The sequence below is a fragment of the Paenibacillus sp. WG02 genome, from assembly GCF_055396115.1.
Map to the genome: position 1 here is coordinate 2,335,098 of NZ_AP036016.1, position 18,042 is coordinate 2,353,139.

The following is an 18,042-nucleotide window of genomic DNA, read 5'->3' on the forward strand; positions in this document are numbered from 1 at the left end:
TTACTAGCATTCTTATGCCGGAGGGATTAGCATGGCCATTTTACAAGCCGAAAACAAGCAGTTTCATTTAGACGGAAAGCCTTTTCAAATCATATCCGGGGCTATACATTATTTTCGGGTCGTGCCCGAGTATTGGGAAGACCGGTTGCTTAAACTGAAGGCTTGCGGGTTCAATACGGTAGAAACCTACGTAGCCTGGAATTTGCATGAGCCTAAGGAGAATGAATTCAACTTTGAAGGAATTGCGGACGTGGAACGTTTTATCAAGCTGGCCGGGGATATTGGGCTGCATGTGATCGTGCGTCCGAGCCCTTACATTTGTGCAGAGTGGGAGTTCGGCGGGTTTCCGGCATGGCTGCTGCAATACCCGGACATCCGGCTTCGCTGCATGGACAACACATATCTGGAAAAAGTAGACCGTTATTATGACGCTTTGATCCCTCGCTTCACTCCGCTGCTCAGCACGAACGGCGGGCCGATCATCGCCATGCAAATCGAGAACGAGTATGGCAGCTATGGCAATGACAAGAACTACTTAGCCCATTTGCGCGACGGCCTTGTAAATCGTGGCGTGGATGTGCTGCTGTTTACTTCCGATGGTCCCGGAGACTTTATGCTGCAAGGGGGAACGCTCCCGGATACGCTTGCAACGGTCAATTTCGGTTCAAGACCGGAAGAAGCGTTCGAGAAGTTCCGCGAGTATCGTGCCGATGAGCCGCTCGTATGTATGGAGTATTGGAACGGCTGGTTCGACCACTGGCTGAAGCCGCATCATACGCGCGATGCGGGCGATGTCGCCGACGTATTCGACCGCATGCTGCGGGCGGGAGCGTCCGTTAACTTTTACATGTTCCACGGCGGGACGAACTTCGGATTCTACAATGGAGCTAACTGTAGCAATGATGTTGATTATGGGGCGACGATCACCAGCTACGACTATGATTCTCCGCTGTCCGAATGCGGCGATGTAACGGAGAAATACCGCGCTGTACGGAACATCATTGGGAACTATCTGGGCACAGATGTGAGTGAATTCCCGGAACTGCCTGCGCCGATTGCCAAGAAGAGCTACGGCCGCGTTGCCATGAGCGAAAAAGCGGACCTGCTCCATCATTTGCAGCAGCTTTCCGAGCCTGTGAAAAGCGTTTGTCCGGAGCCAATGGAAAAGTTCGGACAAAGCTACGGCTTTATCGTCTATTCGACGCATGTTTCTGGACCGCGTATCGGCGATCAGCTGCATTTGCAGGATGTTCACGACCGTGCACAAATATTCCTGGACGGCGTCTATCAAGGCACTGTTGAGCGTTGGAACCAACAGCCGCTGCCGCTTGAAATTCCGGCCGGTGGGGCAAGGCTCGACATCGTCGTCGAGAACATGGGCCGCGTCAACTACGGGCCTCGATTGAAAGATTTTAAAGGCATCACTGAAGGGGTTCGGATGAGTAACCAGTTTTTGTTCGACTGGACCATCTATCCGCTTCCGCTTGAGAATACGGCTTCGGTTCCATTCGGGCGCATCCCGGAGAGCAATCCAAGACAAGACCGTCCGGCATTTTACCGCGGCGAGTTTACGGCGGATTCTTTAGGCGATACATTCGTTCGATTGGACGGCTGGTCGAAGGGCGTAGTCTGGATCAACGGCTTCAACCTGGGGCGTTATTGGGAACAAGGACCTCAGAAGACCTTATACTTGCCGGCGCCTCTGCTTCGCGAAGGAAAGAACGAAATCGTCATTCTGGAATTGCATCATACGGAAAATGCGGTCATCGAGTTGACCGACAAGCCGGATTTAGGATAACCGGCTGAACCGAAAGGACAGTACGAGCGATCATGACTCGTCTGTCCTTTTTTCGGTTGTGGTGCAAACCTCTAATTCATGATAACGTAACTGATTATAAAGTCATGGGATGGGAGCAACTTAGTATGGAAACCAACTTGGATTTATTTAAATGGAAGCAGTATGAATCAGCAATCATTTTACTAACAGTACGATGGTATTTAAAATATAGTTTAAGCTATCGAGACATCGTAGAATGGGATTAGAGATTTCCCATACGACAATCATGATATGGGTCCATGAGTTTGGGCCCGAAATAGACAAACGAATCCGCCCCTATTTAAAACCCACAAATGATTCGTACAGAACGGACGAAACGTACATTAAAGTCAAAGGTCAATGGAAGTATTTATATAGAGCGGTTGATTCTATGGGGAAAACAATTGATTTTATGTTATCTGAAAATCGAGATATGCCAGCAGCTAAGCGTTTCTTTACAAAGCATTTACTTCACCACATAATCAATTACCACGTGTGATTACTTTGGATAAAAACCCGGCATATCCACCAGCCATACAAGAATTAAAAAATGAAAAAGCCATGCCAAAAGAAACTTTGGTTAGAAAGACAAAGTATTTAAACAACATTGTGGAACAAGATCATCGATTCATAAAGAAAATCACGAAACCAATGCTTGGTTTCAAAACGTTTAACACTGCAGAACAGACGTTGAAGGGAATCGAGGCCATGCATATGATTAGTAAAGGGCAGGCGGAAAATAATTCGTCTGTCCTATCTGCTGTTGAATGGCTCAATAAAATATTTGGTATAGTGGCAAAGTTAAATCACAATTTCTGGGTATTTGCTATCCATTTTATATTCTTGCACCACAACCCTTTACAGTGATAAGGTAGCTTTGTTTCGAGGGTCTGAAGAAGCAGGGGGTTGTCCTTAGTGACACTCCTGCTTTTTTCGTGTGCGGTACAAGTTCGTTGATATAGTACACTTTTCGTTGGTTTGATAACTAGAATATCTCCCACTCCTTTATTACAATTTATATATCGGCTGCTTGCCGAAAAGCTGTTTCGAAATTGCGCGTAAACAAAATAAGGAAAAGAGGGGGAGCTCTTGTCGGCGAATATCAAAAAAATATCTAAAACCTCAATCGTTTCTAAGTTTAATTATGATTGGAAATGTAACCGCTTTATTTTGCTAATGTCGTTGCCAGGGTTAATCATGATTGCTTTGTTTGCTTATTATCCCATGGTCGGTATCGTAACTGCTTTTCAAAATTACAGTTTGTTTTTAGGGATCAGTGGCTCTGAATGGATTGGATTTGATAACTTTATCCGTTTTTTTAATGATCCAAACTTTTTTAGAATTATTAAAAACACATTTGTTCTTGGCCTTGTTAACTTGCTATGGTCTTTTCCCGCACCTATTATTCTGGCTTTGTTGATTAACGAAGTGGTACATCCCAAAATTAAGAAATTTGTTCAAACCGCTACGTATTTACCTTATTTTATTTCGGTTGTTGTCATTGTGGGCATTATGAAATCCATTTTTGGTAGTACTGGTATTGTAAATGACTTGTTAGCAAATTTCGGTGTTACCCCGATCCAATTTTTTAACGAATCCGGTTTCTTTAGAAGCTTGTATGTTGGATCAGGTATTTGGCATGGAGTTGGCTATTCCAGCATCCTCTACTTGGCGGCCATTGTAGGGATTGACGCAGAAATGTATGATGCGGCCAAGATCGATGGCTGTTCTAAGTTTAAACAGATTATTCACATCACCCTGCCAAGCATCCGCCCTACCATCATTACTTTGTTTATTTTATCCATTGGCGGTATTATCAGCGTCGGATTCGATAAAATTCTGTTAATGTACAGCCCTGCCACTTATGATGTTGCCGATGTTATTTCTACCTATGTTTACCGTAAAGGTATATTGGACCAAGATTATGGATTTTCAAGTGCTATTGGGTTGTTTAACAGTTTGGTTTCCATTGTTTTTTTATTAGGAGCAAACTATGTTTCTAGAAGACTCCTAAAAGAAAGTTTATGGTGATGTCATGAAAAAGAATTCTTACAAAATCAAAGCACCAATAGGAGATCGGGTCTTTCTTTCCGTTGTGTACATCATATTGGCTATTGTTGTACTGGTTATGCTCTATCCCTTTGCGTACGCTGTGTCTGTGTCTATTAGCGATCCAGCAGAAGTCATTGCGGGTAAAGTTACTTTTTATCCTAAAGGTTTTGACCTAGGTTCATTCAAGATCATGATCAACCATCCTATTTTTTTCACGGCATATAAAAACACGATTTTGTATACGGTCCTGGGAACGTTCTTCACCTTATTTTTCACAGCCCTAACCGCATATCCGCTTTCCAAAGATAAGTTTCAAATGCGTTCATTTATCTCCAAGGTGTACATTATAACCATGTTTTTTGAGGGCGGAATGATTCCAACCTATTTGGCTTATAAGTCCCTGCATATGATAGACACCATTTGGGTTATGGTTCTTCCGGGGGCGTTGTCCGCATGGAACATTATCCTCATGAGAACCTTCTTTAGGAATATACCGGAAAGCCTAACTGAATCCGCATACATTGATGGGGCCACTGATCTTCAAATATTAGTGAAAATCATTCTGCCGCTTTCCAAGCCCATCATGGCAACTATCGGCTTATTTACAGCTGTTGGCATTTGGAATGGATATTTCAATGCGCTGCTTTATTTAAATGACACCATGAAGTATCCTTTGCAGATGATTTTAAGAGGTATTTTGGTAGCTGCAGCCTTCGATCCAAGTGAAAAAGGCGCTTATGCTGAATTAACTCACTCAGCAACGGAATCTTTAAAAATGGCATCCATTATCATCACAACCCTTCCTGTTATGTTTATTTATCCTTTTATACAAAAGTACTTTGTCAAGGGTACTATGGTTGGCTCAATAAAAGGATAATCAATAAAATTTATTAAAAAGGAGAGAATTATCATGAAAAAATTATTGGTCTTATCTGTAATTACTTCTGTTCTGTTTGTTGCAGGGTGCAGTAGCAACTCAAGCGAATCTCCCAAAAATACAGAGCCGGCATCAACCTCTGCGGCTTCTGCTAAACCACAGACATCCGCAGACCCAAATGCCATCGCGCCGGAAAAAATTAGCGCAAAACCAATTGAAGTTACCTGGTTTCTTTCGTCTGCTAACACATACACGGGTGATGAAGAAATTTTTAAGACCATTCAAAAGTATACAAATATTAAGATCAAACCCACTGTCGTAGCCCGTGCAGACTATACACAAAAATTGAATACTTTGTTAGCATCTGGATCATTACCGGATTTGATTACGCTTTCAGCCGATAATGCGGACCGTTATGGTCCACAAGGAGCATTCTTAGATTTAACGCCTTATATGAAAGCAGGGAAGCTTGATGCTTACAAAGCAATGTTGGATAAATATCCGCCTGCTACGAAACTAACTCGTTCGCCTGACGGCAAATATTATGGCGCCTCAAGAATGTATGATGTGCCAGCTCGTGCCGACGAAGTGATGCTCGGCAGAACTGATATTTTTGCCAAAAACAACCTATCCACGAAGTTCGAATCGTTCGACGATTTATACAAGAGCTTAGTTCAACTGAAGAAACTTTACCCGGATTCTTACCCATATTTCGTAAGATGGGGGGCGTCTCACCTACTTAGCAACCAAGCTTACTATAGAGGATCGTCTAACACTTTTTATCTTGACGATGCTAAGCACAAATATGAATACGGTCCAGAAAACCAAGCCTACAAGGATACGTTGGTTTACTTGAATAAATTGTATTCCGAAGGCTTGCTGAATCCAAACTTTGCTACGATTACAGATGATGAATGGAATGAACTCTTAGCCACAAACAAAGGCTTTGTAACCTTTGACTACCCGCAAGTTGGCGACGAGATTGTTCAACAAATGGGAAGCAAAATTCCACAGGGCTTTGAATTTACGGCGATGCTTCAACCGGCTTACAACAATAATAGAATGGGTACCGGTGTTATAAGCGGCTATTTCGGAAGTTACAAAGTGATTTCAAATCAATCTAAATACAAAGATGAATTGGTTAATTTCCTAAACTGGATGTACAGCCCACAAGGCATCAATGCCATGCAATTTGGTATCGAAGGCGAATCTTATCAAAAGACTTCCAATGATGTTGTGAAATTTTTAAAGGATTTTCAAACTCCTGCTACTCCAAATGGTACCATCAAGGGTTCGGGGCTAAACGAACAAAACCTTTTCAGTGTTGTAAATCAAGCGGCTATCAATACTTATGAGTTAAATGGAGCTGCCATGAAAAAATCGGTATCATTTTTGCAAGAAAACAAAGCCTTTGGCAAGGCATCCTTTGATGCAAAATTTAGCGATGCTAAAGCGAAAAAAGAATATAACGACCTCAAAACTGCTATTGATACCTACGTAGAGGAAGCTTCGGTAAATGTGATTATCGGTAAGCAAAGCATTGATACCTGGGATTCGAAAGTTATTCCACAGGTTAAAAAACTTGGCTCTGACCGCGCTCTGGAGCTGCTTAATAAAGCTTATGACGAGACTTTTAATAAATAATGGTTATAACTTGAGTTGAACGTAGGAGCGTGATGTAATCACGCTTCTTGTTGTTAATTGGAGGAAAGTAGGTTCCACCTACGGTTTACAACGAGAAATATTCCAAAAATAATTAATTGGATTCCGAGCTTGATCCCCGGAGTTTCTTAGGAGGCTAGTACATGAAACGTTTGACTTATCGAAAGGCTGCGGTGCAATGGACGGAGGCGCTGCCACTTGGCAACGGAAGGATAGGAGCCATGCATTATGGTGGTGTCGAGCGAGATCTGTTCCAGCTGAACGAGGATACGTTATGGTCCGGTCCCCCGAATCGGGACCGGTCTTATGATGACAGAGAGTCGCTGCGTAAGGTGAGGCAGCTCATCGACGAGCAGAAATATGGCGAGGCAACCGACGAAGCGAAAAACATGTTCGGCCCCTATACGCAAGGGTATATGCCTCTCGGCGATTTGACGATTCACCATTTTCAAGGAAATGACTGCCGAGGTTACGAGCGGATGTTAGACATCGAAGAAGCGATCTCATCGGTATCGTATACGATTGGCCAGGTCCAATTCACGCGCGAAGCGTTTATTTCGCATCCCCATCAGGTGTTGGTCATTCGGCTCACCAGCTCTGTTCCAAAGCGGTTAACCTTCACGGTGGGACTGGACAGCCATCTCAAAGCTGAAACGCTGCAGGACGGTCAGGCTTTGATAATGCGGGGGGTTTGTCCGGAATATTGTGCGCCGCACTATTATGCAGAAGACGAATTGCCGTTTGTGTATGGGGAATTTGGGGAATCGAAAGCGATCCATTTCGAGGGAAGAGTGCGTGCTTCATCAATGGACGGCCAAATCACGTATCGGCATGGCAAGCTGTGGGTTCAAGGGGCGACGGAGGCGGTACTTTACTTTGCGGCTGTGACGTCCTTCAATGGCTATGACCAACTCCCCGGCAGGGATTTCGGCGTGCTAGCCCTTCGTAATGAGTCGACTCTATCGAAGGCTATGGCTATCTCCTATGATCAATTGAAAGAGGAGCATATCCGGGATTACCGCAAGCTGTTTGGACGGGTCGAGTTTACGCTTGGCGAAGCCACAGAGGCAGATGAGGAGCTTGATACGGACCAACGGCTGCAAACCTGCGGCGCGGACGATCCGGCCATGGTTGCCTTACTATTCCATTTTGGACGTTACCTGCTGATTGCTTCCTCCCGGGAAGGGACGCAGCCGGCCAATTTAACAGGAATTTGGAACGAAATCACGCGGGCGCCTTGGGCAAGCAATTATACACTTAATATTAATACGGAAATGAATTACTGGCCCGCGGAAGTGACGAATCTGTCCGAATGCCATCGTCCGCTGCTTAAGGCAGCCAAGGAGATTGCTGCAACCGGCGAGAAAATGGTTAAAGAGCGTTACGGATTAAACGGGTGGACGGCGCATCACAATTCGGATTTATGGAGACATGCGCATCCTGTAGGCGCCGAGCGTCACGGTGACCCGGCGTGGGCATTTTGGCCGATGGCCGGTCCCTGGCTGTGTCGACACCTATGGGAGCATTATGAATATACGCAGGATCAACAATTTCTTGCCGAAGAGGCATTCCCGCTCATGAAAGAGGCGGCTCTGTTTTGCCTGGACTGGCTGGTGGAGGATGAAGAAGGTTACTTGATTACATCGCCATCAACATCGCCGGAGCATCATTTCTATACGGAGGATGGCCAGCGTGGGGATGTCACAAAAGGCGCGACGATGGATCTTCAACTCATCGGCGATTTGTTCGCCAATTGCTTGAACATGACCGCGATCCTTGGCGTGGAGGAGGAATGGGTCAAGCGGGTGAGAGCAGCCAAGGAACGTTTGCATCCGATGCAGACCGGCAAATTCGGCCAGCTGCAGGAATGGCTTCTTGATTATGAAGATGAAGATATGTGCCATAGACATATCTCGCATCTATACGGCGTTTATCCGGGAAATCAGCTTACGGAGGGTCCGATATTGGACGTCGTTCGGCAAACCTTGAACAGGCGTGGAGATGCGGGATCGGGGTGGAGCCTCGGATGGAAGGTCTGTCAGTGGGCACGATTGAAGGACGGGGAGCGGTGCAAGGAGCTTCTTCGCCGGTTTTTTAACGTCGTAAGAGAGCGTTCGGGAGTATTCGGTTCCAACGGAGGCGTTTTTCCGAATCTGATGGGAGCCCATCCTCCATTTCAAATCGACGGCAATTTCGGCTATACGGCAGGCATAGCGGAGATGCTCGTTCAATCCCACAAAGGCTATGTCGAATTATTGCCTGCTCTTCCTTCAGCATGGCAGATCGGGACGTTATCCGGCATACGCGTTCGTGGAGGGTTCGAAATATCGCTTTCCTGGGAGCGTCAGCAAGCAAGCAGAATAGACGTCTCATGTATCGTAGACAACACGTTTATTTTGAAGTTCGAAAAACCGGTTGTTGTTCGTGAGATAGGAGAAGAAGAACGTTTGGTCGAGCCGGTTGAAGGATATCTTATTTTTGAAGTTAGAAAAAATCATTCGGTTTCATTATTAATTAAGTTGGACGTTTCGAAATCTCTATAAATTCGTTGATATTGCATATTTTTCGTTGGTTTGATAACTAGAATGATCTCCCCCTCCCTTAATACAATTTGTAGGAGGGCTGCTTGCCGAAAAGCAGTTTCGAAATGGAGATTTCCGATACGCTTTGACACATAAAGGAGATGGATGAAAATGACTCAATTAACCGCTATTTTGATCGGCGCAGGCGCCAGAGGCGCTCAAAGTTACGCACCTTATGCACTTGATTATCCGCATGAACTGAAATTTGTCGCCGTTGCCGAAGCCAGTGAAAGCCGAAGAAATAAATTCGCAGAGCAACATCATATACCGTCTGATTGTTGCTTTGAATCTTGGGAGCAGCTGTTGGATCGACCGCAAATGGCCGATATCGCAGTCATTTGCACACAGGACCAGATGCATTACAAACCGACTATACAGGCATTGGCGAAAAAATATCATGTTTTGCTGGAGAAGCCGATGTCGCCATCTCCGTTGGAGTGTATCGAAATGGAGCTAGTGGCAAAGGAAAACGAACGTCTGTTAACGATTTGCCATGTGCTTCGCTATACGCCTTTCTGGTCTGCAATAAAACGAGTTATTTCCGGTGGCAAAATAGGACAAGTTGTGTCGATCCAATTAAACGAAAATGTAGGGTATTGGCATATCGCCCATAGCTTTGTTCGAGGCAATTGGAACAACTCGGAGACGTCGAGTCCGATGATATTGGCCAAATCGTGCCACGATATGGACGTTTTATCCTGGCTGATGGATCAGCCGTGCATGCGCGTCAGCTCATACGGTTCACTGATGCATTTCCGTTCGGAGAATGCGCCCGAGGGAGCTGCCGACTATTGTCTCAGCGGATGCGCTGTCGAGTCTAAATGCACATATTCCGCTCCCCGGTTTTATCTCGGGGAAGGCAAGGGCTGGGCGCGCCACTTCGTCGATGAGCTGACCAAAGAAAATATCGTCAAGGGTCTTCAAGAGACAAACTACGGGCGCTGTGTTTATAAAAGCGATAATAACGTGGTCGATCATCAAGTGGTCAATATGGAATTTGCGAACGGCGCTACCGCCATGTTCAGCATGTGCGGCTTTACAAGGCACCAGGAGCGGAGAATTCAAATCATGGGAACGGGTGGCGAAATCCGAGCTGAGGACAGTAAAATCGTGGTGCGCGATTTCTTGACCCATGAGGAAACCGTCATTGAAATTCCGGAGCAAGCAAGCGGTCACGGCGGAGGGGACAGCGGCATTGTACGGAGTCTCTTAAGCGAGATCCGAAACTTTGCAGGCGGAGAAAGCCTTACCTCGGCCTCCGCTTCCGTAAGAAGCCATATGATGGCCTTTGCTGCCGAGCATTCGAGACTTCATAATGGCAAGTCGGTAGAGCTGGACGAATTTTATAAAAGCATCATGAACACAGAGGTCTATGAGCAATGAGAAGAAATATTACAGAAACTGCAAATGGATGGATTGCTGACAATGGAAACGGCACCTATACAAATCCAATTATGTGGGGAGACTATCCGGATAATGATGTGATAAGAGTTGGCGATACGTACTATATGTCTTCAACGAGTATGCATTTATTTCCAAGTACTCCTATTATGAGCTCTAATGACTTGGTGAATTGGGAATATGAAAGTTATGCTGTCGATCGGATGGAAGGTGATCAATACGACCTTATCAATGGCGAAGTTTATGATGAGGGTACATGGGCAACGAGTTTAAGGTATCATAACGGAAAATTTTATCTTATGTTTAATATCAATAAAGATGCTGCCTATGTAAGTATTGCAGATCAAGCTAAGGGACCTTGGACACTCTATAAACTTGAAGACGAGCTTTATGATCCGGGTTTATTTTTTGACGATGATGGTAAAATTTATGTTGTGCACGGACAAGGAGAACTCTATTTAAGCGAGTTAGAGATCGTAGATGAAGAGACAGGCCGATTATCGATCCTATCCAAGAGAGAACCTGGCGCCACAAAAAACGGCAAGAAGATTTACTCTTATCCATATCCCGGTCATCGTTACCATGGGTATAATGAGGGTTCTCATGTATATAAAATCAATGGCTTTTACTATATTTTAACGACGCCGATTTGGAAGCATGGCTCCAAAAAAGAAGTTGCCATTCGAACCAAGGATTTAGCCCATGGACCTTATGAAGCCCAGGATATTATGGCAAGCTTTATGAATTTCTGGGGCAATGGCATTCATCAAGGAGGGATTGTCGATGTTCCTCAAGAGGATGGTTCATTAGAATGGTGGGCGATCATTTTCCAAGATCGGTCGAAGATTGGCAGAGTGCCTACTTTGCAGCCGGTAACATGGAAGAACGGTTGGCCGTACATGGGGGAGGTCGACGGAGAAAAAGCTGTTGTTACGTATAGAAAGCCTAACATCCCGAATTTAGGACATGTTGAACCGAAGGCACTTCCAACTTCGGATGATTTTAATGCGAATGTGTTAGGGCTACAGTGGCAATGGAATCACAATCCAGATAACAGCAAATGGAGTCTTGAAGAAAGACCAGGATTTATGAGACTTAAAACATCAAGCGTAACAGACAACTTGACCTATGCAAGAAATACGCTTACACAGCGGGTTGTTGGTCCGGATTGTGCAGGGACTGTGAAGTTGGATGTGAGTCATATGGCCGATGGCGATACGGCAGGTCTATGTATCATGCAAAGAGAATTTACCTTTATCGGGATAAGAAATGAAGCGGGTCATAAATCCATTGTCATTAATGATAATAGGATCGAACATGTATCTGTTGATGTATCTTCAGATATTCAAAACGTATGGTTCAGAGCCGAGATTCCACGACATGAATATCGAATGGAGTTTTCCTATAGTGTAGACGGTATCCATTTTACACGTCTTGGCGGAAGATACGAGATGCGCTATGGAACCTACGTTGGAATGAGATTTGGCATTTTCAACTATGCATCAATGAAGCTTGGCGGGTATGTAGATGCAGATTCCTTTGAACTGACAACGACAGAAAATCAAGGCAATCTGTTTGGAATAAATAAGAGAATCGATGCTGCGCGCTACGATGATCAAAAGTTTGTTTCAGATAAGGAACTCCAAATAAACCCAAAAACCGAATGGATATATGCTGATCCAAACCGTGAATACGATCTATGCATATCGAATCTAAAAGACGGAGATTGGCTGCAATATGATCAAGTCGATTTTGGCGCCGGCGATGCTGCCTGGTTTCATGCAAGAGTAGCAAGTTCATTCACCGGGGGTACGATTGAGGTAAGAATCGATCACATGGGCGGCGATTTGATAAGCACACTTTCTATTCCAAATACAGGTGATATAAATCAGTATGTAAATGTGAAGAGTGACCTTGCAAAAAAAGTGACTGGAAAGCAAAAGTTATTTCTTGTGTTTTATGGCGCGAGTCAAAATATGTGCAAACTGAACTGGTTCATGTTCGGTTCTGGAGAATTTCCTCAAATACCGCCTATTCCGGAAAAATTGACGGTTGTGCGTAATAACAAATCCATTGTCAATATGAAGTGGGACGATTCGCCTGGAGCACTGCAATACGACATTATGTTTGATGACAAAGTCATAAGCAATGTGACTAGCGAATTTACGCAAACAGGTCTGGAACCGCACTCTAGCCATACTGTAAAAGTAAGAGCTGGCAATTTTGCAGGCTATAGTGAATGGAGCAATGAAGCTAAAGTGTTATAGATGATCTTTTTCACAGGGGGAGCAGTTGCCACGGCAGCTGCTCCATTTTAGCTAGCTACCCCTGAAAAAATCGGGGATGTTTCATATATAAAAACTTTAAGCAAATGAGGTTTCTACCCTATGAAGAAAATGAATGGGACAGATGAAAGAAACATATTGAACTTTAACAATGACTGGGGATTTTATCGAGGCGATCTGGAAGGCGCAGAAGCAGTTGCCTTCAATGATAGCGCTTTTGCCCAGATTACACTTCCGCATACCATGAGACTTGAAAAAAAACATGCAAATGGAGGGGACTCTGTTTACCAAGGGATCGGCTGGTACAGACGTTATTTCACGGTTGATGAGCAGTACAGAGGAAAAACGATCAATATTGATTTTGATGGTGTCATGACGGATAGTGAAGTTTACTTGAACGGCGAGAAGATTTACACTCGCAATGGCGGATATGTAGGTTTTTCAACAGACATAACAAGTAAGGTGAAGTATGGCGAGAGCAATGTTTTGGCGGTAAAGGTATACAGCTATGACAGTCCCGAAACGCCGCCGGGAAAACCTCTTGCGAATCTTGACTTCCATTACTTTGGCGGCATATATCGGAATGTAAAAATGAGAATGACGAACCATTTGCACATTTCCGATGCCTTACAGACCGATCAAACAGCTAGCGGCGGTATATTTGCAACCTACCCTGACGTAACAAATTTAAGAGCAACGGTTCATGTGAAAACTCATGTTGTGAATAAAAATAATGTTTCCGTACAAGCCAGTGTAATCAGCAAGCTCGTGAATAAGGACGGAACTATTGCTGCACAAGGCGAAACCGATTCAATAAGATTAGAAGCAAGCGGAGATCACCAATTCAATCAAAACTTAACTGTAATAAATCCCAATTTGTGGAGTCCTGATACTCCGTACTTATATTCTCTGGTAAGCGAGGTTTATAACGCAACCGATTTAGTCGATTCAATCACGACCAAAGTAGGCATCCGAACTATACAGTACAAACCGGATGGTCTATATCTCAATGGACAGAGGATATTCGTACGTGGAGCAAATCGCCATCAAGCCTTTCAAAATGTCGGGGATGCTGCTCCTGGTTCCATGCAATATCGTGATGCATTGCAAATGAAAGAAAATGGTTTCAATGCGGTACGCGCTACTCATTATCCGAATGATCCTTCATTTCTGGATGCAACCGATGAAATTGGTTTGTTGGTCATTGAGTGTCAGCCTGGATGGCAAAATTTTACAAATAGCTCTAAATTTTATGATCTAACATTAAGGGATATACGCGAAATGATAAGGCGTGATCGAAACAGGCCATCAGTCGTCTTATGGGAAACATCGTTGAATGAAACGAGGTATTCGGCAGAATGGGCGCAAGAAGCCGTTCAAATTGCTCATTTGGAATATCCGGGTAACCAGATGTATACAGCGGCAGACTACGGGCTTCAAGGCTCATTTTATGACGTGAATTACAAGGTAGTTGATACCGGATGGAATGCGGATCCAAGTAATTGGACGGATTTTGATCCCAATAAACCGTTCTTTACTCGTGAATGGGGAGATTTTGAGGAGCCGAGCAAAGCTTTGAGAAAAGAAGGCGAAGCTGCGATGAACACCCAAATTGTTACGCGTCAGAGATATCTGAATGGAGATGGTTACTCCGACTGGGGCGGGCTTGATGCCAATCATCGAATAGGCGGTTATTTCCTGTGGAGTTGGAATGATTATGCCCGCGGGTCAACGACTCAGACATTAGGCAGCGGAACGGTTGATATAGACAGATATGAAAAATATAATTACTACTGGTTTCAGTCCATGCAGTCTGCGAAAGATCCTGAATATGGGCCGGTGGTATTTATCGCAAGCACCTATTCACCTACATCAAGTCTTAATGTAAATGTATTTAGCAATTGTGATGCTGTTAAGCTATATCAAAACAATGAATTGGTGAAAGAAATTACAAGAGAAGAGGCTTCAAGCGCTGTTCCTCATATCGTAAGAAAAGGCGGCAGCCCGATATTCACTTTTGAATTGAACCGGTTTGATTCGGGAGAACTGAGAGCAGAGGCTATTCTGGATGGAAAAGTAGTAAAAACTCACACGGTGAAGACACCTGGCCAGGCCAAGCAGATAGAAATGGAAGTACGTATTAGAGGAATAGAACCTGTAGCGAATGGTTACGATTTAATTCCTGTATATTTCAAGGTTGTTGATGAAAACGGAACTATAGTGCCAACTAATCATCGTACCATTAAAATCTCTGTAACGGGTGAGGGGCAGCTTGTAGGTAAAGATATTCCAAGAATTGGCGTTGAAGAACAGGATGTAGAAGGAGGAATAGGCTTCGCATTTGTAAGAACTTCTAACATAAGCGGGACTATACAAATTGCGGCAGCTTCAGAAGGCCTGATTTCTGTGGTAGAAAGCGTAAGTACATTACCTTACCTCGGACAGTATGTGCCGGATGGAAAAAGCACTCCATGGGTTGGCGGCGTTGAGAAGCTGGAATCTGACGAAGGATTGTATCGAAACATTGCTGCCGGAAAACCTGTTACTGTATCATCCGAGCAGCAAGGAAACCTTTGGTTGATGGTTGATTTAGAGGCGAGTTTTTCAATATTAGGCTTCCAGATTCAATGGGAAAAATCAAAAAATGTAAATAAATATTACATTGAAATTTCGAAGGATGGAGTCAATTGGTCTAAGGTTATCGATCGATCAGCCCATACGTCTCCTAATGGGAGTGAAGAGACAGTTTTGGTTAACACTAGAGGCAGATATGTAAGGTTAACCATGGTAGACAGCATGACGAAGGGAGACTGGGGATCCCTAGTAGAATTTAAGGTTATACCTTTAAACGTTCAAGAGCCAGGCGATGTTATTGATAATGATGCCATTGAAAGTATAGAAGCATCATCGGAAAGTGAAGATGGGCGAGGCACGGATAAGTTGAGGGATGGAATTACAACAATAGGAACCGGCTGGCTCGCAAAATCAACGACATTGCCGCAGTCCGTTACCGTTAAGTTCAAGAAGCCTCAAACGGTATCGGGGAGCCGTATCTTCTGGGAAAAGGATAGCAACTGGTACAGCTATGATTTAGAAGTTTCAACCGATGGCGTTGTATGGCAAAAAGCACTTATTAACCACCTTGTAGGGGGGCAACACTTCACAGCGGAAGCTTTTGTTACTCCATATAAGAATATCAATTATGTTCGGATAACGATAAACAATATAACGGCCGGCGGTGGATATAGAGTAGGTATGGCTGAACTGATCTTGTATGGCCAAGAGTAACTTTTCAAAAAAGTCTGAGAAATCAGGCTTTTTTATTTTTTTATAACTGTCAAGCATATAAATGCAACAAACTTTGTTGATAAAGTGCAGGTTTAGTTGATAGCGGCAGTATTATTCATTTTGGATAACCGCTAGAATTAGATTATATACAGCAAGAAGGAATAATGAGGTGAGCATGATGGCAAGACGATTTCTACAGCAATGGGATTTGCAAATTATGGTGATTCCGGCCATTCTCCTGATCTTCATCTTCTCCTATATTCCGATGTGGGGGGTGCTGACGGCCTTTCAGGACTACAGTCCGGCAAAAGGATTTCTAGGGAGCAATTGGGTTGGCTTTAAACATTTCCGGATGTTTTTCAATGCTCCTGAATTTTGGCTAATTATGCGCAATACGGTCGTGATCAGTTTGCTTAAGCTTCTTGTGACGTTTCCCGCGCCAATTGTTCTCGCTTTAATGTTGAACGAGATCAAAAATGGAGCGTTTAAGCGCGTCGTCCAGACGATCAGTTATTTGCCGCATTTTATATCCTGGGTTATCGTCTCGGGGTTCGTCATCTCGATGCTATCCGTCGATAACGGAAGCCTGAACATGGTGCTGCAAAATTTCGACTTGATCAAGGAACCGGTCAACTGGCTGTCGATTCCTGAATATTTCTGGACGATCTTGATTGCCTCCGGCGTATGGAAAGATATCGGGTTCGGCGCGATCGTCTATTTAGCGGCTATCGCAGGGGTCGATCCCCATTTGTACGAGGCGGCCTCGATCGACGGCGCTGGACGTTTAAGAAAGTTATTTTCGATTACGATTCCGTCGATCGCCCCGGTTATTATCATTTTCTTGATTTTGCAGGTGAGCCAAATTTTAAATGCGGGATTTGAAGAGATTTTACTGCTGACGAACCAGGGGACGAACGTTGTCTTGAGACCTGTATCGGAAATCATCGATACGTATGTATATCGCGTAGGTATTGAAAATTACCGTTATTCGTATGCGACGGCCGCCGGATTATTCAAGGGCGTCATCAGTGTCGGACTGCTCGTTATCGCCAACTGGGTAGCCAGAAGGCTGGGCAGGACGAGCTTATGGTAAGCGCGTTCAGATAGGAGGGGACAGCTTGAAGCGCTCAACGGAAGACTATGTAATTGATATTGTGATTTATTCTTGTTTAATTATTCTCGCTTTCTTAACCTTATATCCATTCTGGAATTCCCTTGTTATTTCGTTTAACGACGGCAATGACACTGCGATGGGAGGCATCACCTTCTGGCCGCGGGAATTTACGTTGGAAAATTACCGTTACGTTTTCAAGGATAATCGAATGATTCATGCCTTTTGGGTCACCGTCGCGAGAACGGTTGTAGGCACATTTCTATCCATCTTTTTTACTTCCATGTTCGCGTATGCGATGGCCAAACGGGATTTGATCGGCAAAAAGTTTTACATGATCGTTTGCGTAATCACGATGTATTTTGGCGGAGGACTCATTCCGACCTATTTGTTGATCAAAGATCTGCATTTGATGAATACGTTCTGGGTGCTTGTCATACCCGGTATGATCAGCGTCTGGAATTTGATTATATTCCGCACGTTTTTCCAGGGGATTCCCGATGGGCTTGAAGAATCGGCTAAGATAGACGGCTGCAATCATCTCGGGATCTTTTTCCGGATCATTCTTCCAGTATCCGGGCCTGTCATCGCCACCTTGTCGCTGTTCACGGCTGTAGGCCATTGGAATGCCTGGTTTGACGCTTCGATTTATATTACGAATCAGAAGTTGCTTCCCATTCAGGTGCTTCTGAACCAAACGCTCCGCTCGATTCTTGCCGTTGAGTCTTCCACGCAAGTAAGTGCAACGAAGCAGGAGTTTTTGCTCGGCATGCAGAGCGTTACGCACAAATCGATAGTGATGTCCACCACGATGGTGGCGACCATCCCGATTATGCTCGTCTATCCGTTTGTGCAAAAGTACTTCGTCAAAGGTGTGCTTGTCGGTTCGCTGAAAGAATAATGCTTGTTGTTAGATGCCGGCGACGGCTTTAACATATACTGTGATTACGAAAGGGGATAGTATCACC

General features: G+C 44.4%; 10 protein-coding genes and 1 pseudogene. All 11 read left to right on the forward strand.

From position 1 onward, the window contains the following. Nucleotides 1-31: 31 nt before the first annotated feature. The 11 genes and pseudogenes from ACBP55_RS10645 to ACBP55_RS10695 all read left to right on the forward strand — a co-directional run bounded on the left by ACBP55_RS10645 (nucleotide 32) and on the right by ACBP55_RS10695 (nucleotide 17,975). A complete protein-coding gene (locus ACBP55_RS10645) occupies nucleotides 32-1,798 on the forward strand; it encodes a beta-galactosidase (protein WP_464651374.1) in 1,767 nt (588 codons plus the stop codon). 125 nt (nucleotides 1,799-1,923) lie between these two features. Then, nucleotides 1,924-2,683, forward strand: a pseudogene (locus ACBP55_RS10650) (IS6 family transposase). A gap of 222 nt (nucleotides 2,684-2,905) precedes the next feature. Continuing rightward, nucleotides 2,906-3,847: an ABC transporter permease gene (locus ACBP55_RS10655; protein WP_464651376.1), complete on the forward strand. Its 942-nt coding sequence runs from the start codon at nucleotides 2,906-2,908 to the stop codon at nucleotides 3,845-3,847. Between the two features lie 4 nt (nucleotides 3,848-3,851). Then, nucleotides 3,852-4,745 (forward strand): carbohydrate ABC transporter permease, encoded by an 894-nt coding sequence (locus ACBP55_RS10660; RefSeq protein ID WP_464651377.1) that lies wholly within the window; start codon nucleotides 3,852-3,854, stop codon nucleotides 4,743-4,745. A 33-nt stretch (nucleotides 4,746-4,778) separates the two neighbouring features. Beyond that, entirely contained in the window at nucleotides 4,779-6,389 is a 1,611-nt protein-coding gene (locus tag ACBP55_RS10665) for an extracellular solute-binding protein (protein ID WP_464651379.1), read from the forward strand. Nucleotides 6,390-6,550: 161 nt separating this feature from the next. Then, complete coding sequence (locus tag ACBP55_RS10670; protein ID WP_464651380.1) at nucleotides 6,551-8,950, forward strand: glycoside hydrolase family 95 protein; 2,400 nt, start codon at nucleotides 6,551-6,553, stop codon at nucleotides 8,948-8,950. A 150-nt stretch (nucleotides 8,951-9,100) separates the two neighbouring features. Next, nucleotides 9,101-10,372 carry a Gfo/Idh/MocA family protein gene (locus tag ACBP55_RS10675; RefSeq protein WP_464651382.1) on the forward strand — a complete coding sequence of 424 codons (1,272 nt, stop codon included), beginning with the start codon at nucleotides 9,101-9,103 and terminating at the stop codon, nucleotides 10,370-10,372. Further along, nucleotides 10,369-12,657 carry a family 43 glycosylhydrolase gene (locus ACBP55_RS10680; protein WP_464651384.1) on the forward strand — a complete coding sequence of 763 codons (2,289 nt, stop codon included), beginning with the start codon at nucleotides 10,369-10,371 and terminating at the stop codon, nucleotides 12,655-12,657. Before ACBP55_RS10675 ends, ACBP55_RS10680 begins: the two co-directional genes overlap by 4 nt. 120 nt (nucleotides 12,658-12,777) lie before the next feature. Next, nucleotides 12,778-15,963, forward strand: a complete 3,186-nt coding sequence (locus ACBP55_RS10685; protein WP_464651386.1) for a glycoside hydrolase family 2 protein — start codon at nucleotides 12,778-12,780, stop codon at nucleotides 15,961-15,963. A 178-nt stretch (nucleotides 15,964-16,141) separates the two neighbouring features. Continuing rightward, complete coding sequence (locus ACBP55_RS10690; RefSeq protein WP_464653284.1) at nucleotides 16,142-17,056, forward strand: ABC transporter permease; 915 nt, start codon at nucleotides 16,142-16,144, stop codon at nucleotides 17,054-17,056. A 25-nt stretch (nucleotides 17,057-17,081) separates the two neighbouring features. Next, nucleotides 17,082-17,975, forward strand: a complete 894-nt coding sequence (locus ACBP55_RS10695) for a carbohydrate ABC transporter permease (protein ID WP_464651389.1) — start codon at nucleotides 17,082-17,084, stop codon at nucleotides 17,973-17,975. Nucleotides 17,976-18,042 lie beyond the last annotated feature (67 nt).

What these genes read in the sequence shown, in the direction of transcription:
- ACBP55_RS10645 (WP_464651374.1), top strand. Translation starts at nt 32, where the DNA reads ATGGCCATTTTACAAGCCGAAAACAAGCAGTTTCATTTAGACGGAAAG.
- ACBP55_RS10660 (WP_464651377.1), top strand. Translation starts at nt 3,852, where the DNA reads ATGAAAAAGAATTCTTACAAAATCAAAGCACCAATAGGAGATCGGGTC.
- ACBP55_RS10665 (WP_464651379.1), top strand. Translation starts at nt 4,779, where the DNA reads ATGAAAAAATTATTGGTCTTATCTGTAATTACTTCTGTTCTGTTTGTT.
- ACBP55_RS10670 (WP_464651380.1), top strand. Translation starts at nt 6,551, where the DNA reads ATGAAACGTTTGACTTATCGAAAGGCTGCGGTGCAATGGACGGAGGCG.
- ACBP55_RS10675 (WP_464651382.1), top strand. Translation starts at nt 9,101, where the DNA reads ATGACTCAATTAACCGCTATTTTGATCGGCGCAGGCGCCAGAGGCGCT.
- ACBP55_RS10680 (WP_464651384.1), top strand. Translation starts at nt 10,369, where the DNA reads ATGAGAAGAAATATTACAGAAACTGCAAATGGATGGATTGCTGACAAT.
- ACBP55_RS10685 (WP_464651386.1), top strand. Translation starts at nt 12,778, where the DNA reads ATGAAGAAAATGAATGGGACAGATGAAAGAAACATATTGAACTTTAAC.
- ACBP55_RS10690 (WP_464653284.1), top strand. Translation starts at nt 16,142, where the DNA reads ATGGCAAGACGATTTCTACAGCAATGGGATTTGCAAATTATGGTGATT.